This window comes from Staphylococcus sp. HMSC057A08 (assembly GCF_001812925.1).
Classification (GTDB): Bacteria; Bacillota; Bacilli; order Staphylococcales; family Staphylococcaceae; genus Staphylococcus; species Staphylococcus hominis.
The window spans coordinates 46486-65604 of the sequence record NZ_KV810844.1 but is presented as its reverse complement, the minus strand read 5'-3'; the positions used below and the strand labels follow the sequence as shown (position 1 = coordinate 65604).

Genomic DNA, 19119 nt, shown 5'->3' with positions numbered 1-19119 from the left:
TTAATCGATAGTATATTTATTTTTCTTTTTTTCTTCGTAACGTTCTTTAGCTAAATCAATTAATTTAGTGATTAAATCAGAGTATGATAATCCCATATTTTCCCATAAATTTGGATACATGCTAAATGCTGTAAAACCAGGCATCGCATTTGTTTCATTAATGTAGATTTGATTATCTTCTGTCACAAAGAAATCGGCACGTACTAATCCAGAACAATCTGTAGCTTTAAATGCTTCTAATGCCATATTACGTAACGTCATTTGAACCTCTTCATCTAAATCTGCTGGAATTTGTAAACTGATTTTACCGTCTTTATATTTTGACTTATAGTCATAAAATTGAACATCTTTAATTACTTCTCCAGGCCATGTTGTTTCAGGATAATCATTACCTAAAACTGCAACTTCTACTTCACGTGCAATAATACCTTGTTCAATTACTAACTTACGATCAAATTGAAATGCTTCTTCAATCCCTTTTTTAAGTTCATCTTCATTATTACATTTACTGATACCCACACTAGAGCCAAGGTTAACAGGTTTTACAAATACTGGATATGTTAATTTATCCTTAACGAGTTTAATAATATTACCTTCATATTTTTCATATTCACTTCTTAAAAAACTAATATAAGGTAGTTGTGGTAAACCGCGATGTTCAAACAATTGTTTCATTACTAATTTATCCATCGAACTTGATGCAGCTAATACACCATTTCCTACATATGGCAAATCTAGCACTTCAAATAAACCTTGAATGGTACCATCTTCACCATTTGGTCCATGTAATAATGGGAAAATAGCATCATATTTACTTCCTTCCCCATTTTCTTTTAAAAGTAATGTAATTTCTCCAGGACTTATGTCTTCTAAATGTAATTCTTCAACGGTTTTAATATTTTTTGTAATATTTTCTTTTTTCTTCCATTGACCATCATTTGTAATATATATAATATCTACAAGATACTTGTCTTTATTAATCGCATTTAATACATTTTGTGCTGTTAAAATTGATACATCATGCTCAGCACTTTTACCACCATATACGATACAAATATTTTCTTTTACCATGTTTTATATCCTCCATCGAAAAAAATAATGACAAAAGCCATTTATAAATTGAAGTTTAATTACGCTTTTGTTTCTCTCATCATAATTATAATACTATAATGTATTAAGTTTAAATTGTTCATTATACTTTTCTTTAACGATATGTAATTTAAATTATTCTTTCTAAATGTCCATATTATCACAGTATCAGTGTTTTTTGCATTTACCAATAAATAAATATATAAATTTCTTAAAGAATAGTCCGCTCATGTTAATGGTTATTTTTTAGATTAAACCGCTCCGACTTTATATCATCTTCTATATTTTGTAGCATAATCATATAAAGTCATGTAAAATCTATATATACTATCCCATAGAATTTAAGGAGTTTTTTATGAAATTTTCATCCCGTCAACAGCCTACAACACATTGGCTTCGAAAAATTGACTGGATACTTATAGCATTAATAATGATTTTAGCCATCATTAGTGTGACTACAATCAGTTCTGCTATGGGTGGCGGCCAATATAGTGCCAATTTTGGTATTCGTCAAATTATCTATTATATTTTAGGAGCAATACTAGCACTTATTGTGATGATTTTTTCTCCCAAAAAAATAAAAAATAATACATATATATGGTATATCTTCTTTTGTATCTTACTACTAGGTTTATTAATCATTCCTGAAACACCTATTACGCCTATTATTAATGGCGCTAAAAGTTGGTATGCTTTTGGTCCAATTAGTATTCAACCTTCAGAATTTATGAAGATTATTTTGATACTTGCCTTGGCTAAAATCGTTTCTAATCATAATCGATTTACATTTAATAAATCTTTTCGTACTGATTTAATCTTATTTTTTAAAATTATTGGCATATCTCTAGTACCTATGATATTAATTTTACTTCAAAATGATTTAGGAACTACATTGGTTCTATGTGCCATTATTGTTGGAATCATGCTAGTGAGTAGTATTACATGGCGTATTCTCGCCCCTATCTTTATTACTGTAGCAATATTAGGAAGTAGTATTATTTTAGCCATTATATATAAACCCTCTCTGATTGAGAAAACGTTACATATCAAAATGTATCAAATGGGTCGAATCAATTCATGGTTGAATCCTTATGCTTATAGTAATGGAGATGGCTACCATTTAACAGAATCGTTAAAAGCTATAGGATCCGGTCAATTATTTGGTAAAGGTTATAATCACGGAGAAGTATACATTCCAGAAAACCATACCGATTTTATTTTTTCTGTCATTGGAGAAGAAATTGGATTTATTGGAGCAGTGATATTACTTCTTATATTCCTAGCTTTAATTTTCCATCTTATCCGTTTAGCTATAAAAACAACTTCATCATTTAATAAGGTATTTTTAATTGGTTATATTTCTTTACTCGTCTTCCATATTTTGCAAAATATCGGTATGACGATTCAACTCTTACCTATTACAGGTATACCACTACCATTTATTAGTTATGGTGGTAGCGCATTATGGAGTTTAATGCTAGGTATTGGTGTTATACTTTCTATTTATTACCATCAAAAGCCAGCGTCAAAAGATGCTTAATAATAAATATATTTTAATTCAGTTAATAACATGAAAATAGTATGAATGAGAATGAAACAAAACTCATTTTGACTTTATCGTTCCACTTCAGCAATGTATCTCCAACACATAAAAAAGTCTGAGACAACTAATAATGTCTCAGACTTTTTTCAATCACATATTATTTAAGTTCTTGAGTAACGGTTTTTGTGGTAGGCAAAGTATTAATAATGTCGAAACGAGATTTTGTTTTTTTGATATTGACGCCTAAAGATGATAATAATTTGACTACATTTTGTAACTTATCTGATTTGTTCATGGTATCTCACCTCGTTTTTTGACCTTCAATGATATACTACCCTAATTAGTCATGCTTTACTACTATATTTGAAAATTATTTTAAATTATTTAAGTTACACTAAAGCTTTTTATTATGAAAGTACTTTAAATCCAGCGTCATAAATTTCTTTTTCAATACTATTTAAATTAGTAGGTGTTTCATATTCAACATTAATCTTATTTCTTTCTATATCGATTGATACCGTATGTACTCCAATCATATTTAACAAACGTTCATTTAACATTTGTGCTTGTTCTTCTGTTTCAATGTTATCTATAAATACAATATTACTGTTTAACATATTACAATCTCCTAACTAATCTTTCACTAGTTTTTGAAATGTCACTAGTAGTTCTTCCATTGCTTCTTCTTCAGTACCTTGATTTATTTTTTCCATAATACAACTTTTCATGTGATGTTCTAGTAACTTAGTAGCAACACTATTAAGTGCTGAACGTGTTGCTCTTATCTGAGTTAATACATCATCACAGTAGACGTCTTCATCAATCATTCGATTAATTGCTTTAACTTGTCCTTCTATTCGATTTAATCGAGATTTTAAATTTAATTTAACTTGCTCAGAATGATGGGCATGATTTTGATTTTCCAACTAATTCACCCTTTCATAGCTTCTATATCATCGTATAATTTCCTCTTTATTACGTCAATTATACATTTTTATTTTAAAAATTAATCATACCATTTATTATAGTGCATGGTACAATATTTGTTAGTACATTAATTTTAAACGATTTAGGAGGTTCAATTAATTAATATGGTAGAGATCGTGCAATTATCTTTCTCACACTCTTCTTTAATTATTAACATCATATTAATCACTGCCTTTATATTAAACTTGATTTTCGCATTTATCATTATCTTCATGGAACGTCGTAGTGCAGGTTCCATTTGGGCGTGGCTTTTAGTTCTTGTATTTCTACCGATAGTAGGATTTATTTTATATCTATTATTAGGGCGTCAAATACAACGCAAACATATTTTCAAATTAAAAAAAGAAGATCGTAAAGGTTTAGCTATGATAGTTGATGAGCAATTAAATGCACTTGAAAAAGATGATTTTTCTAAAGGTAATCATCAAATTGTTAAGTTTAAAGAAATGGTGCACATGTTACTCTATAATAATGCTGCATTCTTAACTACTGATAACAGTATAAAAATCTTTACAGATGGTCATGCTAAATTTGACGCATTAATTGAAGATATTCAGAATGCTAAAGATTATATACATATTCAATACTATATTTTCAAAAGTGATGATCTTGGACGTCGTATTTTAAAGGCACTCGAAGACAGACTTGAAGATGGTATAGAAGTTAAAATGTTATATGATGATATGGGCTCAAGAACATTACGCAAGAAAGATTTGAAACAGTTTAAAGACAAAGGTGGACACGCAGAAGCCTTCTTCCCTTCCAAATTGCCCTTAATCAATTTAAGAATGAATAACCGTAATCATAGAAAAATTGTAATTATAGATGGCAAGATTGGTTATGTTGGGGGGTTTAATGTTGGTGATGAATACCTTGGTAAAGATAAAAAATTTGGTTATTGGAGAGATACTCATTTAAGACTTGAAGGTGACTCTGTCAATGCATTAGAATTAAGATTCATCTTAGATTGGAATTCACAATCAACACGTGACAATATCAGATATGAAGATAGATATTTTCCTGATGTAGATTCAGGCGGCGAGATTGGTGTTCAAATCGCTTCAAGTGGTCCTGATGAAGACTGGGAACAAATTAAATATGGCTATTTAAAGATGATTATGTCAGCAAAACATTCTATTTATATTCAATCACCTTATTTTATTCCTGATCAAGCTTTTATTGATGCCATAAAAATTGCCGCTTTAGGTGGTGTTGAAGTTAATTTAATGATTCCATGTAAACCCGATCATCCTTTTGTTTATTGGGCTACGTTAAAAAATGCCGCTTCTTTATTAGACGCAGGTGTTAAAATCTATCAATATAATAATGGATTTCTACATTCAAAAACACTCATTGTCGATGATGAAATTGCTACTGTAGGTACAGCAAATATGGATAATCGTAGTTTTTCATTAAATTTCGAAGTGAATGCGTTCATTTATGACGAAGATATTTCTCTTCAACTTAAAAAAGCATTTATTAAAGATATGAAAGTCTCATATGAGTTGACTAAAGAATTATATAATCAACGTAGTACTTGGATTAAGTTTAAAGAAGGCATATCTCAATTATTATCACCTATTCTTTAAACTCATTCAATACATGTTTTTAAAGGAGTAGTTTATGAATCAAGCAGAACAAATATTATTAGCTAAAGAATATATGTACCAATTTCATAAAAATGATTACTCTGGACATGATATTGCACATATTGAACGTGTCACATTATTAGCTAAATATATTGCCAAACAAGAACATCAAGGCGATTTTCTTACAATAGTATTGTCAGCTTTATTGCATGACGTCATAGATGATAAATTGACTGATAAACACCATGCTTTAAGCGAATTACATCAATTTTTTAAAAAAATAGAATTGGATGATACTGTTCAAAAGAATATTATTTTTATTATCAAACATTTGAGTTATCGAAATGGTAGAAATAACGATGTTACACTTCCAATCGAAGGACAAATCGTTAGAGATGCTGATCGCTTAGATGCTATTGGTGCTATAGGTATCGCAAGAACGTTTCAATTTTCTGGACATTTCAATGAGCCGATGTGGACAGAATCTCCCTATCATTCAATTCCTTCAGAAAAAGATATGGTTGATTTACCTCCTTCTGCTATTAGACACTTCTATGATAAGTTATTAAAATTAAAAAAATTAATGCATACACAAACAGGATTTCAACTAGCTGAAGAACGTCATCAATTTATGAAACTATTTTTATCTCAATTTTATAGCGAGTGGCACTTAGAAGAATAAAAAAAGTAGGAAAAGATCATCTATCTTTTCCTACTTTTTTATCGTATTATGCTTATATTATTTTTTCTTCTTATTATTTTTAGAAACAACTTGCGTATTTTTACCTTTTTTATTTGAATTATTTTCTTTATGTGCCTCAACCATAGGTCCAATTTCTTGTTTTGCAACTTTTTCATAATGTTTATTTGCAAAGAATGTTTGAATAATTAAGAATGCCGCACTGACAGACCAATATAAACCTAGTGCTGAAGCTGAACTTAATGAAATCCAAATAATCATAATAGGTGAAACAATCATCATCATATAAGTCATTTGACGTTGTTCTTCAGGCATTTGTTTACTTGACACCCATGCTTGAATAAAGTATAACACACCGGCAATAATAGTAATCCAAATATCAGGATGTACTAAATTAAACCATAAGAAATGTGGATGTTCTGTAATACCGCCACCAATACGATAACGCAATACGAAATATAATCCCATAACAATAGGCATTTGAATTAAAACAGGTAAGCAGCCTAAAGCACTCTTCATAGGATTGATATCATATTTCTTATAAACTTCCATCATTTCCTGATTAGCAGCCATTTTTTCTTCTTGAGTACGTGCTCGCTTAACTTTTTCTTGTACACCTTCTACTTCAGGTTTAGCAATTTTCATTTTTTCACGCATCATATGGCTATTTTTATAGTTTGATAGCATGAAAGGCAATAAGATAATACGAATAACTAATACTAAAACGATGATTGCAATACCATAATCATCATGAAAAACAGAATGGCCTAACCAATGTAGAATTTTAGCCATTGGTTCAACGAATGTATTGTAGAAAAATCCATTTCTATTACTAGATTTGGAATAGTCACATCCAGCTAAAAAGACCATTACCCCTAATAACAAAGGTAGTAGCGCTTTCTTCTTCATTTTTACACCTCTATTGATATATTCACGTAGAAATAATTTTATCATAGATAGGGTGTACTAGAAAACAAAAACTGAAAAAAAGAGATATTTATTTGAAATAGTGCTTTAATTTATTAACAGTCTTGTCAATATTTTGACTATGTGTAATGACTGAAATAACTGACACACCATCAGCGCCTTCTTTAGCTATAAGTTCACAATTGTCTTCAGTAATACCACCTATAGCAACCATAGGTAAGCTTGGATTAATATTTTTTAATGTTGCAATCATTTCAGGACCTACAGGGGCACTTGCATCAGATTTTGAAGATGTCTCATACATTGGACCTACACCTATATAATCTACGTGTTCTAAATCTGATTGTTGATATTCCTTTACGTTTCCTACACTTAACCCTATAATTTTATTTTTAAAACGATTAGCAAAAGAAGCAATTATTTCGTCATCTTGACCTACATGTATACCATCTGCATCAATTTTTTCAGCTAAATCCACATCATCATTAATTAGAAAAGGTACTTTATACTCATGACAAAGTGTTTTTAATTCCTTAGCTAATGCTTCTTTTTCATCCCCTACTAAAGCATTTGGCCCTTTTTCTCGAAATTGAAATAATGTAATTCCTGATTCTAATGCTGCTTTTAAAACATCTTTAATATTTTGATCACCGATGATGTCTTGTGTTCCACATATAAAATAGACTTGTAAGCTTTTTGAATCAAACATATTTAAACCTCTTTACGTTTTACAAATTGTTTATAAGTATCATAGTTAAGTTGATACATTTCATCAAGTAATTGAGATAAGAATGTTCCAGGTCCATTAACTTTTTCGCTTTTTTCAGCAATCTCTGCGGCGATATTATAATAACTTACTGATTCTTCTAATACTTGTAATGACGGATGTGTATTTCTAAATAAAAATCCAGCAACTAAACTGCCTAATAAACAACCCGCGCCTGTGATTTTTGCAAGTAATGGAGAACCATTTGATAATTTGACAATTTGATTATCTTGAATAATAACATCTTCTCTACCTGTAATAACAATTGCTGTTTGATATTTTTCATAAGCTTTTTTAGCAATTGTCACTACATCTAAGTCTGTTTCTCCATCAGTGCCTTTCATTGTAGTATTTGAATCTACTAAAGTAAGAATTTCAGATGCATTACCTTTAATTACAGAAACATTTATTTCAGAAAGAAAAGATTCACAAAATTGTTTACGATATGTTGATGCACCTACAGCAACTGGATCAAATACAATGGGTGTACCTTGTTGATTAGCAATTTTTCCAATTTCTAAAATATCTTTTTCATTTGCTTTAGTTAATGTTCCAATATTTATAAGCAGTGCCCCTGCTACTTTATAGAACTCTTCTGCTTCTTCTGGAGCTTCACTCATTGCTGGACTTGCACCAATACTCAAGAGTCCATTCGCAGTGAAGTTTTTAACCACATCATTGGTATAACAGACTACTAGTGGATTCTCTTGTCTTATCTTTTCTAAACTATTCATCGTCTAAACCTACTTTCTTCATATAAGCAAAATGGTTTACCGGGCCGCGTCCTTGACCGATTTCAGGTGTATGTTCAATACTTAATGAAATAAATTTTTTAGCTTTTTTTACAGCTTCATAAATGGTTTTACCTTTAGCTAGTTCGGCTGTGATCACAGCTGAAAATGTGCAACCTGTACCATGAGTATGTGGCGTATTAAATCGCTTCTCTTCAAAAGTATAGACATCATCTTTAGTAAATAAAAAGTCTTTAGCATTATTTAAATCAGCAGAATGACCGCCTTTAATTACTACACCTTTACTTCCTATTTCATTTATAAATATATGACCTGCTTTACGAATATTATCTTCAGTATCAATTTTCAAGCCAGTAATTTCTTCAGCTTCTGGAATGTTAGGAGTCACGACATCCGCTAATGGTAAGAGCGTTTTCTGAAGATGTTTTTTTGTTTCATCATCCATTAAGGAATCGCCACTTTTAGCTAGCATAACTGGATCGATAACATAGGGAATATCGCTATGATTTTTTAAATATGTTTGAATCAGTTCCATCGTTTCATGTGTAGCAATCATTCCAGTCTTAATTGCATGAGGTAATTCATCATCAAACACGCTATCTAATTGTTCTTTAACCCAACTAGTTTCTAGATTATGGATATGTTGAACTCCTTTAGTATTTTGAGCCACAATACTTGTAATAGCAGCCATTCCATATACGCCACAAGCATGGAATGATTTTAAATCTGCCATAACTCCTGCGCCACCAGAAGGGTCAGTACCAGCAATTGTTAACGCAATCTTAGGTTTATTCATGATTTGCTCCTCCAAAATCCCATTCTTCATCAATGTATGCCATATTAAAGAAATGACGTTCATGTACAGTACTTTGTAAAAATGCTTCTTTAATTTCTCTTTTTTCCTGTTCGGTACAATGTTCTGTAAGTTCATTTAACAAACGGTCAAATACTTCAATTAAAGGTGCCATTTCAGTGCTATAAAAATCAAACCACTTAGCAGTAAGTGCATCTCTATTAAGATTTGAATCTTCTAATCCCCATTTAGCAATCACTTCATATACGTAAGGACATGGTGCCATTGCAGCTATAGTGTATGCAGCATTTTCATGAGTATAAGCATGATAATACATATGTTTAATGTAATGGTCTCCACTAGGTGGCCACACTTTTTCTTTTACAATTTCTTCATAAGGTTCGTTAATATAGTCCGCTAAAATTTCATGAGCTTCTACTTCGCCTTCTAACATAAATTCAATTTGCTCTACTAAGAATTTTACTTCTTTCATAGTAGGTGCTTTAGGAATAAGTAAAGCATATAGATTAGTAAATTCTTTTAAATAAGAAGCATCAGCACGTAAGTATTGGCGTACTGCTTGTTTTGATAATTTTCCCTTTAATAAATCTTGAATAAAACCATCATTATAAATCTCTTCAATAATTGGCTTTGACGCTTGCTTTAATTCATCTGAAAAACTCATTAACTATTCCTCCTTAAATAAAAAAACTACATTTCAACGTAGAAATGTAGTCAATATTCAAAAAAATAGAATGAATGAATATGTATTACTACTTTCCTACGTTGGCATTAACCAAATCAGGTTATAAGGGTCTGAATGCTTCATCTCAGCCATATTCCATGGCTCCCCTAGTAGTCTTTAGTTTAACTTAACCATAACAAAACCATTGTTATAATTCAAATAAAAAAGATATTCATTGAAATAAGTTTAATTCATACAACTATTATTATAAATATAATAAATAAAGAATAGTACAGAAATCTTTTTAAATTCAGTCATTACTATCAATATATATAAAATGCCTAAGACAACTCATATTGTCTCAGGCACTAGTAAATTATTTATTAAGTTTTACGCTGTAACCCATTGAGATGGACCTGCAGTATTATAAAGTTTTACTGCCGCTGCATCTTGAACACTTTCAGGTGCTTGTGCTGGTGATACACCTTTATATTGTGCTGGTGCTACTGAATCCCAAGTAGATTGTAAGAATTGATATTTACCTGCTGCACCAGAAGAAGGGTTGATTGCATGAATATCTCCACCTGATTCGCGTTGAGCGATTTGTTGTAAATGACTATTTACATTTACAGATGAACCACTTGTTGATTGTTTAGGTTGATTTGTAGTTGCATTAGCAGGTGCTTGTTGTGTTTGAGTTGCTTGTTTAGTTTGTGTTGTTTTTGGTGTTTGTTGTGTTTGTGTTGTTTTTGGTGTTTGTTGTGTTTGAGCTTCATTTGCATAGTGTTGACTTACATTTGAAGTTGAAGCTGATTGATTTATATTTTTATAATTATTATTTTGGTAAGATACATTTTGTGCTGTTTGAGTTGAAGCTACATTTTGATTAGCACTATTTACAGTTGAACCGTTTGATGGATAATATTCCCATTTAAAATATGTTCCATCTGACCAAAAATGATAAGTTTTACCATTTAAATTAAATTGGTAATTATATGCTCCTTCTTGAATAGGATGTTGATTTAATGATTGATCGTTAGATTCCGCTAATTGAGCTAATTTTTCTTTATTAATTTGACTTTCACTTGCATCAGCATGACTTACGTTTCCTGCTACTAATCCTAAACCTACTGCTAATGAAGATGCAATAATTGTCTTTTTCATAATAGTATAATCCTCCTAAGTCATTTATTTTCTTAAATATTTTACAGGTACTACTCTAACATCTTAAAAAGCTTAGCAGGTTACAGTGAAATAAAAAAGAATGTATTTATTTTACATTAAAATTACATAGGTTTATAGATAATTCTTCTTATATATATACTATAAAAACTTTAATGGCAGTATTTATTAGATATATAATAAAAGAATTAACTGTAATCATCTTGTAATATTTCAGAAAAATGAACTGTATTTTTTATCATTCAATGAATTAGTTGTATCTAATGTCTCATACATAGTTAAAGAGGTCGGAATATTTATACCGACCTCTTGAGTATATTTGAGTATAATTGAAAGACTTATTTTATATTAATTGGAAAGGTTTGGAGTATTAAAAATAGAGAGTTTTATTTTATATTCATTAATTCGAGATGATCAAATGGATAAGTGTCTGTATTTAGTGAGTTATCTGAGAGTTTTTCATTATTTAATTTAGGGGACATAAATTTAATTGTTTCAACATATAATTCTGTTACAAAGTGAGTTTGTTTTTCCTTTTCATATTTACGAGAACGCATTTGGCCAGTAATACCTACTAATGATCCTTGAGAAGTATATTTTTCAATGTTACTGGCCATCTTACCAAATGCTTTACACAATATATAGTCACACGCCATTTCATCATTTTCATCTTTATAATTACGTTCAGTAGCCACACTAAACGTTGCGATTTTCACCTCCTCATTATTATAAATTTTTGCATCTTTAGTCATACGACCAACGATTACTATCTTATTTAACATGTGTCACCTCCTTATATCGTTATATTAAATAGAATTGAATATAACGTCAAAAAGCTATTTTTTTAAATTTCTTCCCTTTTTAGTATTAATATCTGATATATTTAAGAAAAATATTAAGATATGACACTTCTTATTTAACAAAAAAACAATAATCATATAATTTAAAAATTTTTAAGAGTATGGGAGTAATGTTATGAAGACGTTTAAAGCAGTTCGATTCCAAATAGTAAGCGATGGTAACAGGATTTCAGAATTTGAACTTTATGATGGTGTGATTATAAATAAAGAAAGTAGTGGTACAGGTTGGCTTCTGGAAATTGTAATTTCAGATACACATTATGATATCATGCAAAAATATTATGAATCACAAACAATATTAGATATCAGAGTAGTGATTACTAGACCTTCTAACGATCCAGCATTGTTTGATGCAACAATAAAAAACATTTCTCTATTTGCAGGAAAAATGTCAATTATTTTCGAGTGTCATATTTATACACATCGACAAGTATACGCAGAAACTCTATTAGAACAACTTATTGATGAAGGATTATCAGGAGAAGAATTGAAAATCACATTCAACAGAATGATGCAATCTAAGCCGAAATTAAAAGAAGAAAAATTTAAAAAATAGAAATAGAGTAGTAACGAAATGATTTATTTCGCTACTACTCTATTTTAAATTATGCATCTTGAATAGCAAAAGTAAGTTCACAACTACAAGCAAGCTGTCCATCAACAGTAGCTTTTGCTGTACCTTTTCCAATAGGACCTTTAATTTTTGTAATTTCAACTTCTAACATTAAAGTATCACCAGGTGTCACTTGTTTTTTAAATCTACATTTATCAATACCAGCAAATAAAGCAATTTTACCTTTATTTTCTTCACTATTTAACATAGCTACTGCTCCAGTTTGTGCCAAAGCTTCCGTAATGAGAACACCAGGCATAACTGCATAATCAGGAAAATGCCCTTGGAAAAATGGTTCGTTTCCTGAAACTTGTTTTAAACCTACACAACGCTTTCCTTCTTCATATTCAACAATACGATCAATAAGTAAAAAAGGTTGTCTATGAGGGATGATTTTTTTTATTTCATTATAATCAAAAATGGTTTCCATAACTATTACCTCAAATCTATTTAAAAATTAGTCATTGACTCTTTTGATATCTGCACCAAGTGATTTTAACTTCTCATGGAAATTAACATAACCACGATCTAAGTGTTTAAGCTCTGTCACTTGAGTTGTGCCTTCTGCTACTAAACCAGCCAAAATAAGAGCTGCGGCAGCTCTTAAATCGGTAGCTTTTACTTGAGCACCTTGTAGTTGACTTTTACCTTCTATTTTAGCACTTCTACCTTCTACATTAATATTAGCATTCATTCTTCTAAATTCTGCAACATGCATAAATCTATTTTCAAATACTGTTTCAGTAACCACTTTATGACCTTCAGCTGTTAATAATAATGCCATCATTTGTGATTGCATGTCTGTAGGGAAACCTGGATGAGGCAGTGTTTTAATATCTACAGGTTGAAGTTCACCATTTGTAGTGACATGTACACCCTCCTCATTAAAATCGAGATTAACTCCCATTTCTTCTAACTTATAAATTAAACTTGTCATATGTTCTTTAACAGCACCTTTTACAAAAACATCTCCTCTTGTAATTGCTGCTGCGATAATAAATGTACCTGCTTCAATGCGATCAGGTATAATTGCATGTTTAACTCCTGTTAATTTCTCAACACCATGGATAGTAATGGTATCTGTACCAGCACCAATAACGTTACCACCCATTTCATTGATATAATTAGCTAGATCTACAATTTCAGGTTCTTTAGCTACATTTTCGATAACTGTTTTTCCTTGTGCTAAAGAAGCACCCATTATAATATTTTGAGTTGCACCTACACTTGGAAAATCTAGATGAATATTTGCACCTTTCAATCCCTCTTTAGTGCTTGCATATATATTTCCGTTTTCTAAATGAATTTCTGCCCCTAATGCTTCAAAACCTTTGATATGTTGTTCAATTGGACGAGCACCAATTGCACAGCCACCTGGTAATGCAACGATTGCATGACCTAGACGTGCTAATAAAGGTCCCATTACTAACACACTTGCTCTCATTTTACTCACATATTCATAAGGCGCTTCTTCATTTAGTGTAGCAGAAGCATCAACTGTAACTAATCCATTTTCTTTATCATAATCCACTTTAGCGTTTAAAGTAGATAAAACATTATTGATAGTAACCACATCACTTAAATCAGGCACATTGGTTAATTTGCTTTTTCCTTCAGACGCTAATAACGATGCTGTAAGGATAGGTAATACAGCATTTTTAGCTCCTTCTACTTGAACTTCACCAGTAAGGCGATTGCCTCCATTTATAATTATCTTATCCATATTAATCCTCCACATTAAACTCCTATTTCTTATAACATTTCCCATTTTGAATTACTTATTTAATTAGTATATCTACATTTTTAGTTAATTGATAGAAATTCATTTTTTAAAATAAATATTTAATTTGTGTAGAGTACTGTAATAAATCTACGATAAAGTTACTTACTGCAGTACCCATTAAAATTGCTAAGAAAATCATACACACTTGCAGTCGTGTTGAATATCCTTTTTTAAAAAATTGATCTAATCTGAGAGAATGTAATGCCCAGTACGCAATACATATACATATTACATGTAAAAATAAATGTATTATTGCAAATTGTCCAACATATTCCATTCTTTTCTCTCCTTAAAGATTTCTGTAATATATTGTACATTAAAAAAGTTAATAATGATACATAAGAACGTTACAATATTTAATAAAAAGTAACTAAAATAAAAATTTAAAGTTATTATTATTCTAAGTTCTTTTATGTACAATAAAAAAAGAGTTTGAAACACTATTAAATGTCTCAAACTCTTTTAATATATTAAGAATAATTAACTAAATCAAAATATTTTAATACCTGTTACTTTTTCATTAACCATTCTCACTAAAGTGAGACAATATATTCATCATAAATATTATCCCACGTCATTTAATCATTATTTTAATTCAGCTACACGCAGACGGTTTTCCGCTCTAGCTAATGCGCGTTTAGCTCGGTTAATGTCACTGTTATCCTCTTCATCTAAATGAGACTGTGCTCTTTGACGAGCCAATTTAGCTCTTTCTACATCAATCTCACTAGCTGTTTCAGCTGTTTGAACAATGACAGATACTTTATGTTGTCTAATTTCAACAAAGCCACCACTAACAGCTATATACTCAGTACCATTCTTAAACTTAACTTTAATATGGCCTATCTTTAATGCGGCAACTGTCGGAATATGTCCACTCATGATACCTATTTCGCCCGCAGTAGTTTGAAATACAACGAGTTCAACATCATCTTTTTCGTAGACTGAACCATTAGGAGTGACAATATCAAGATTTACTGTGTTCATTATCTTTACCTCCTAATTAGTTTAAACTTCAACACCCATATCTTTAGCTTTAGCAATAACATCATCCATACTTCCAACTAAACGGAATGCATCCTCAGGAATATGATCGTATTTACCATTTAAGATATCTTTAAAGTTCGCTACAGTTGTTTTAACTGGAACATAAGAACCTTTTTGACCAGTAAATTGTTCAGCCACATGGAAGTTTTGTGATAAGAAGAATTGAATTCTACGCGCACGTTCTACTGTTAATTTATCTTCTTCAGATAATTCATCCATACCTAAAATTGCAATGATATCTTGTAATTCTCTGTATTTTTGTAATGTAGATTGAACTTCACGTGCAACTTCATAATGTTCTTGTCCAACAATAGATGGTTCTAAAGCTCTAGAAGTTGAAGCTAATGGGTCTACCGCAGGATAAATACCCATTTCAGTTAATTTACGTTCTAAGTTTGTTGTTGCATCTAAATGTGCGAACGCAGTTGCTGGTGCTGGGTCAGTATAGTCATCGGCAGGAACGAATACTGCTTGAATTGAAGTGACTGAACCTTTATTAGTAGATGTAATACGTTCTTGTAATTGACCCATTTCAGTTGCTAATGTAGGTTGATAACCTACAGCTGAAGGCATACGTCCTAATAATGCTGAAACTTCAGAACCAGCTTGAGTAAAGCGGAAAATATTGTCAATGAATAAAAGTACATCTTGACCTTGTTCATCACGGAAATATTCAGCCATTGTCAATGCTGATAAAGCAACACGCATACGCGCACCTGGCGGCTCATTCATTTGCCCAAATACCATGGCTGTTTTATTGATAACGCCACTATCGCTCATTTCATAGTATAAATCGTTACCTTCACGAGTACGTTCACCTACACCAGCGAATACAGAAATACCACCATGTTCTTGAGCGATATTATTGATTAATTCTTGAATTAATACAGTTTTACCTACGCCGGCACCACCGAATAAACCAATCTTACCACCTTTAATATAAGGTGCTAATAAGTCTACAACTTTAATACCTGTTTCAAGAATTTCTACTTCAGTAGATAATTCATCAAAATTAGGTTGACGACGATGAATTGGATCACGTCTAACAGAACTATCTATTTTTTCGTTTAAATCTATTGTTTCTCCTAAAACGTTAAACACACGTCCAAGTGTTTCTTCACCTACAGGAACACTAATATCTTTACCAGTATTCACAACTTGCATACCACGTTGAACACCATCAGTTGAATCCATTGCAATAGTACGAACAACATCATCACCTAGTTGCAATGCAACTTCTAATGTTAATTTAAATGTGCCATCATTTTTGGGTACTTCAATAATTAGGGCATTATTAATTTCAGGGACTTCATTATGTTCGAATCGAACATCAATTACAGGACCCATAACCTGAGTTACACGGCCATTACCCATGTTGTTTCCTCCTTTAAAATATTATTCAAGTGCGGCAGAACCACCAACAATTTCTGTAATTTGTTGAGTGATTTCAGCTTGTCTCGCTCTATTATATTGTAATGATAAGTCATCAATAAGTTCAGTTGCATTATCAGATGCATTTTTCATTGCAGTCATACGTGCTGCATGTTCACTAGCCTTAGCATCAAGAATCGTTCCATAAATTAAACTTTCAACGTATTGTGGAAGAATAACTCTTAAGATTGAGTCTTTATCTGGTTCAAATTCATATGAAGACATTTGACCTTGGCCTTGACTAGAATCTTCTTGAGATAATGGTAGAACTTGTTTAACAGAAGGTTTATTTTCAAGAACACTAACATAGTGGCTATAATAAATCTTAAGTTCATCAATATGTTCTTCACTGAATAAGTCAATCGCATGCTTAGCGATAGCTTGTATTGATTTAAATGAAGGTTGATCAGGTACATCAACAAGTGAACTTTCAACTTCATAACCTCTATTTTTAAGGAAATCAACACCGGATTGACCTAAAACAATAATGCTATATTCATCACTATTTGTATGTTTTTCTTTAATGTCATTGACTAGTCGCTTAAGCACATTCGAACTATAAGCACCCGCTAATCCTTTGTCACTTGTAATAACCAAGTAACCACTACGTTGAATATGTCTTGGTCTTAACATTGGATGATTTGAATTTTTACTTGCGCCTGCAATAGCAGTTATCGCATCTTGCATTTTTTCCATATAGGGTTCGAATTGCTTAGTATTTTTTTCAGCTCGACGTAATTTAGAACTTGAAACCATGTTCATCGCTTTGGTAATCTGTTTCATTTTTTTCGTCGATTTAATACGACTATCTATCTCTTTAAGAGAAGCCATTATCTCACCACCTTTTTGATTTAAAGTTTAGTTATTCAGATTTGCTAAAACTTTTCTTAAATTCATTAATAGCTGATTCAAATTTAGCATCATCTGGAAGATTACCAGTTTCTCTGATTTCCCCTAATAATTCTGAAGCATTTGATTTAGACCAACTATTTAATTCATCTTCAAAACGTGTAATGTCTTCTACAGGGATATCATCTAAATAACCTTTTGTTAAGGCATAAATAATTAACACTTGATTTTCAACAGGAAGTGGCTTGTTTTGATCTTGTTTTAAAACTTCAACCGTACGTTTACCACGTTCTAATTTTCTAGCAGTATATTCGTCTAAATCAGAACCAAATTGTGCAAATGATTCTAACTCACGATAAGATGCTAAATCTAAACGTAATGTACCAGCAACTTTTTTCATTGCTTTAATTTGTGCTGAACCACCAACACGTGATACAGACTGACCAGCATTAATCGCAGGTCGTACACCTGAGAAGAATAAATCAGATTGTAAGAAAATTTGTCCGTCAGTAATTGAAATCACGTTAGTTGGAACATATGCAGAGATATCCCCAGCTTGTGTTTCAATGATAGGTAAAGCTGTAATTGAACCGCCACCTAATGCATCGTTTAATTTAGCTGCTCTTTCTAATAATCTACTGTGTAAGTAGAAGACGTCACCTGGATACGCTTCACGGCCTGGAGGTCTACGTAATAATAATGATAATTCACGATAAGCAGCTGCTTGTTTAGTTAAATCATCATATACAACAAGTACATTTTTTCCATTAAACATGAACTCTTCACCCATTGTCACTCCTGAATAAGGGGCGATGTATAATAATGGTGCTGGTTCCGCTGCTGATGCAGATACAACAATTGTGTAGTCTAAAGCACCAGCTTGACGTAATTTTTCAACGTTTGCACGTACTGTTGAATCTTTTTGACCAATAGCTACATAAATACAAATTGTATCTAAACCTTTTTGGTTTAAAATTGTATCAATACCAATCGTTGTTTTACCTGTTTGTCTATCACCAATGATTAACTCACGTTGTCCACGACCAATTGGTACTAATGCGTCAATCGCTTTAATACCAGTTTGTAATGGTTCATCAACTGATTTACGATCCATAACGCCTGTTGCTTTTTGCTCAACAGGGCGTGTCTTAGTGGAATTGATAGGACCTTGTCCATCAATTGGTTGACCAAGTGGATTTACAACACGTCCGATAAGTTCTTCACCTACTGGCACTTCCATGATACGGCCAGTACGTTTAACTTCGTCGCCTTCTCTAATTTCACTATAAGGTCCTAAAATTACGACACCCACATTTGATTCCTCAAGGTTTTGTGCTAAACCAAGCACACCGTTTGAAAACTCTACAAGCTCACCAGCCATACAATCATTTAATCCGTGAATTAATGCAATACCATCACCAATTTGAAGGACGGTACCTACATCATCAACAGACATTTCTGACTCATAGTTTTCAATTTGTGAGCGAAGTAATGCACTGATTTCTTCAGCTTTGATGGCCATC

Annotated in this window: 22 protein-coding genes and 1 riboswitch; of the genes, 4 read left to right on the top strand and 18 right to left on the bottom strand. The window is 31.6% G+C overall.

Annotated features, from left to right (window positions below; translation table 11 throughout):
* Positions 1-1071, bottom strand: a complete 1071-nt coding sequence (locus HMPREF2881_RS01320) for a D-alanine--D-alanine ligase (RefSeq protein ID WP_002488143.1) — start codon at positions 1069-1071, stop codon at positions 1-3.
* Between the two features lie 373 nt (positions 1072-1444).
* Between HMPREF2881_RS01320 and HMPREF2881_RS01315 the strand changes: the two genes are divergently transcribed.
* Positions 1445-2629 carry an FtsW/RodA/SpoVE family cell cycle protein gene (locus HMPREF2881_RS01315; protein ID WP_002448689.1) on the top strand — a complete coding sequence of 395 codons (1185 nt, stop codon included), beginning with the start codon at positions 1445-1447 and terminating at the stop codon, positions 2627-2629.
* Between the two features lie 160 nt (positions 2630-2789).
* Here HMPREF2881_RS01315 and HMPREF2881_RS11610 read toward each other — a convergent pair whose 3' ends face one another.
* The 3 genes from HMPREF2881_RS11610 to csoR all read right to left on the bottom strand — a co-directional run bounded on the left by HMPREF2881_RS11610 (position 2790) and on the right by csoR (position 3558).
* Complete coding sequence (locus tag HMPREF2881_RS11610; RefSeq protein WP_002437525.1) at positions 2790-2927, bottom strand: Lmo0850 family protein; 138 nt, start codon at positions 2925-2927, stop codon at positions 2790-2792.
* 112 nt (positions 2928-3039) lie between these two features.
* Positions 3040-3249, bottom strand: coding sequence for a putative copper chaperone CsoZ (locus HMPREF2881_RS01310; RefSeq protein WP_002448674.1), 210 nt, complete (start codon positions 3247-3249; stop codon positions 3040-3042).
* Positions 3250-3264: 15 nt separating this feature from the next.
* Positions 3265-3558, bottom strand: a complete 294-nt coding sequence (gene csoR, locus HMPREF2881_RS01305) for a copper-sensing transcriptional repressor CsoR (protein ID WP_002437530.1) — start codon at positions 3556-3558, stop codon at positions 3265-3267.
* Between the two features lie 165 nt (positions 3559-3723).
* On the opposite strand from csoR, the gene cls reads away from it, so the two are divergent.
* Entirely contained in the window at positions 3724-5208 is a 1485-nt protein-coding gene (gene cls / locus HMPREF2881_RS01300) for a cardiolipin synthase (RefSeq protein ID WP_002448646.1), read from the top strand.
* A 34-nt stretch (positions 5209-5242) separates the two neighbouring features.
* The gene (locus HMPREF2881_RS01295) at positions 5243-5890 is read left to right on the top strand and encodes an HD domain-containing protein (protein ID WP_002448635.1); all 648 of its coding nucleotides are present in this window, start codon (positions 5243-5245) and stop codon (positions 5888-5890) included.
* 57 nt (positions 5891-5947) lie between these two features.
* On the opposite strand, the gene yidC is transcribed toward HMPREF2881_RS01295, so the two are convergent.
* From yidC to HMPREF2881_RS01260, 7 genes are all read right to left on the bottom strand, one after another.
* The gene (yidC, locus tag HMPREF2881_RS01290) at positions 5948-6817 is read right to left on the bottom strand and encodes a membrane protein insertase YidC (protein WP_002455066.1); all 870 of its coding nucleotides are present in this window, start codon (positions 6815-6817) and stop codon (positions 5948-5950) included.
* An 88-nt stretch (positions 6818-6905) separates the two neighbouring features.
* On the bottom strand, positions 6906-7544 hold the full coding sequence (gene thiE, locus HMPREF2881_RS01285) for a thiamine phosphate synthase (protein ID WP_002448695.1): 639 nt from the start codon (positions 7542-7544) through the stop codon (positions 6906-6908).
* A 2-nt stretch (positions 7545-7546) separates the two neighbouring features.
* The gene (gene thiM / locus HMPREF2881_RS01280) at positions 7547-8335 is read right to left on the bottom strand and encodes a hydroxyethylthiazole kinase (RefSeq protein WP_002448660.1); all 789 of its coding nucleotides are present in this window, start codon (positions 8333-8335) and stop codon (positions 7547-7549) included.
* Entirely contained in the window at positions 8328-9149 is an 822-nt protein-coding gene (gene thiD / locus HMPREF2881_RS01275; protein ID WP_002455065.1) for a bifunctional hydroxymethylpyrimidine kinase/phosphomethylpyrimidine kinase, read from the bottom strand. Before thiD ends, thiM begins: the two co-directional genes overlap by 8 nt.
* Entirely contained in the window at positions 9142-9831 is a 690-nt protein-coding gene (tenA, locus tag HMPREF2881_RS01270; RefSeq protein WP_002488134.1) for a thiaminase II, read from the bottom strand. Before tenA ends, thiD begins: the two co-directional genes overlap by 8 nt.
* A 76-nt stretch (positions 9832-9907) precedes the next feature.
* A riboswitch (TPP riboswitch) is annotated at positions 9908-10010 on the bottom strand.
* Positions 10011-10221: 211 nt separating this feature from the next.
* Positions 10222-10995, bottom strand: a complete 774-nt coding sequence (locus tag HMPREF2881_RS01265; RefSeq protein ID WP_070653598.1) for a transglycosylase family protein — start codon at positions 10993-10995, stop codon at positions 10222-10224.
* A gap of 404 nt (positions 10996-11399) precedes the next feature.
* Positions 11400-11795, bottom strand: a complete 396-nt coding sequence (locus HMPREF2881_RS01260; protein ID WP_002488153.1) for a single-stranded DNA-binding protein — start codon at positions 11793-11795, stop codon at positions 11400-11402.
* A gap of 193 nt (positions 11796-11988) precedes the next feature.
* Between HMPREF2881_RS01260 and HMPREF2881_RS01255 the strand changes: the two genes are divergently transcribed.
* The gene (locus HMPREF2881_RS01255; protein WP_002448687.1) at positions 11989-12429 is read left to right on the top strand and encodes a YwpF-like family protein; all 441 of its coding nucleotides are present in this window, start codon (positions 11989-11991) and stop codon (positions 12427-12429) included.
* 49 nt (positions 12430-12478) lie between these two features.
* Here HMPREF2881_RS01255 and fabZ read toward each other — a convergent pair whose 3' ends face one another.
* From fabZ to atpA, 7 genes are all read right to left on the bottom strand, one after another.
* Positions 12479-12916: a 3-hydroxyacyl-ACP dehydratase FabZ gene (fabZ, locus tag HMPREF2881_RS01250; protein WP_002448673.1), complete on the bottom strand. Its 438-nt coding sequence runs from the start codon at positions 12914-12916 to the stop codon at positions 12479-12481.
* 27 nt (positions 12917-12943) lie between these two features.
* Complete coding sequence (gene murA, locus HMPREF2881_RS01245) at positions 12944-14209, bottom strand: UDP-N-acetylglucosamine 1-carboxyvinyltransferase (protein WP_002488154.1); 1266 nt, start codon at positions 14207-14209, stop codon at positions 12944-12946.
* A 106-nt stretch (positions 14210-14315) separates the two neighbouring features.
* Entirely contained in the window at positions 14316-14546 is a 231-nt protein-coding gene (locus HMPREF2881_RS01240) for a DUF1146 family protein (RefSeq protein WP_002448711.1), read from the bottom strand.
* A gap of 308 nt (positions 14547-14854) precedes the next feature.
* The gene (locus HMPREF2881_RS01235) at positions 14855-15256 is read right to left on the bottom strand and encodes a F0F1 ATP synthase subunit epsilon (protein ID WP_002448708.1); all 402 of its coding nucleotides are present in this window, start codon (positions 15254-15256) and stop codon (positions 14855-14857) included.
* 21 nt (positions 15257-15277) lie between these two features.
* Complete coding sequence (atpD, locus tag HMPREF2881_RS01230; RefSeq protein WP_002448706.1) at positions 15278-16690, bottom strand: F0F1 ATP synthase subunit beta; 1413 nt, start codon at positions 16688-16690, stop codon at positions 15278-15280.
* A 21-nt stretch (positions 16691-16711) separates the two neighbouring features.
* Entirely contained in the window at positions 16712-17578 is an 867-nt protein-coding gene (gene atpG / locus HMPREF2881_RS01225) for an ATP synthase F1 subunit gamma (RefSeq protein ID WP_002448682.1), read from the bottom strand.
* Between the two features lie 31 nt (positions 17579-17609).
* A complete protein-coding gene (atpA, locus tag HMPREF2881_RS01220) occupies positions 17610-19118 on the bottom strand; it encodes a F0F1 ATP synthase subunit alpha (RefSeq protein WP_002448637.1) in 1509 nt (502 codons plus the stop codon).
* Position 19119 lies beyond the last annotated feature (1 nt).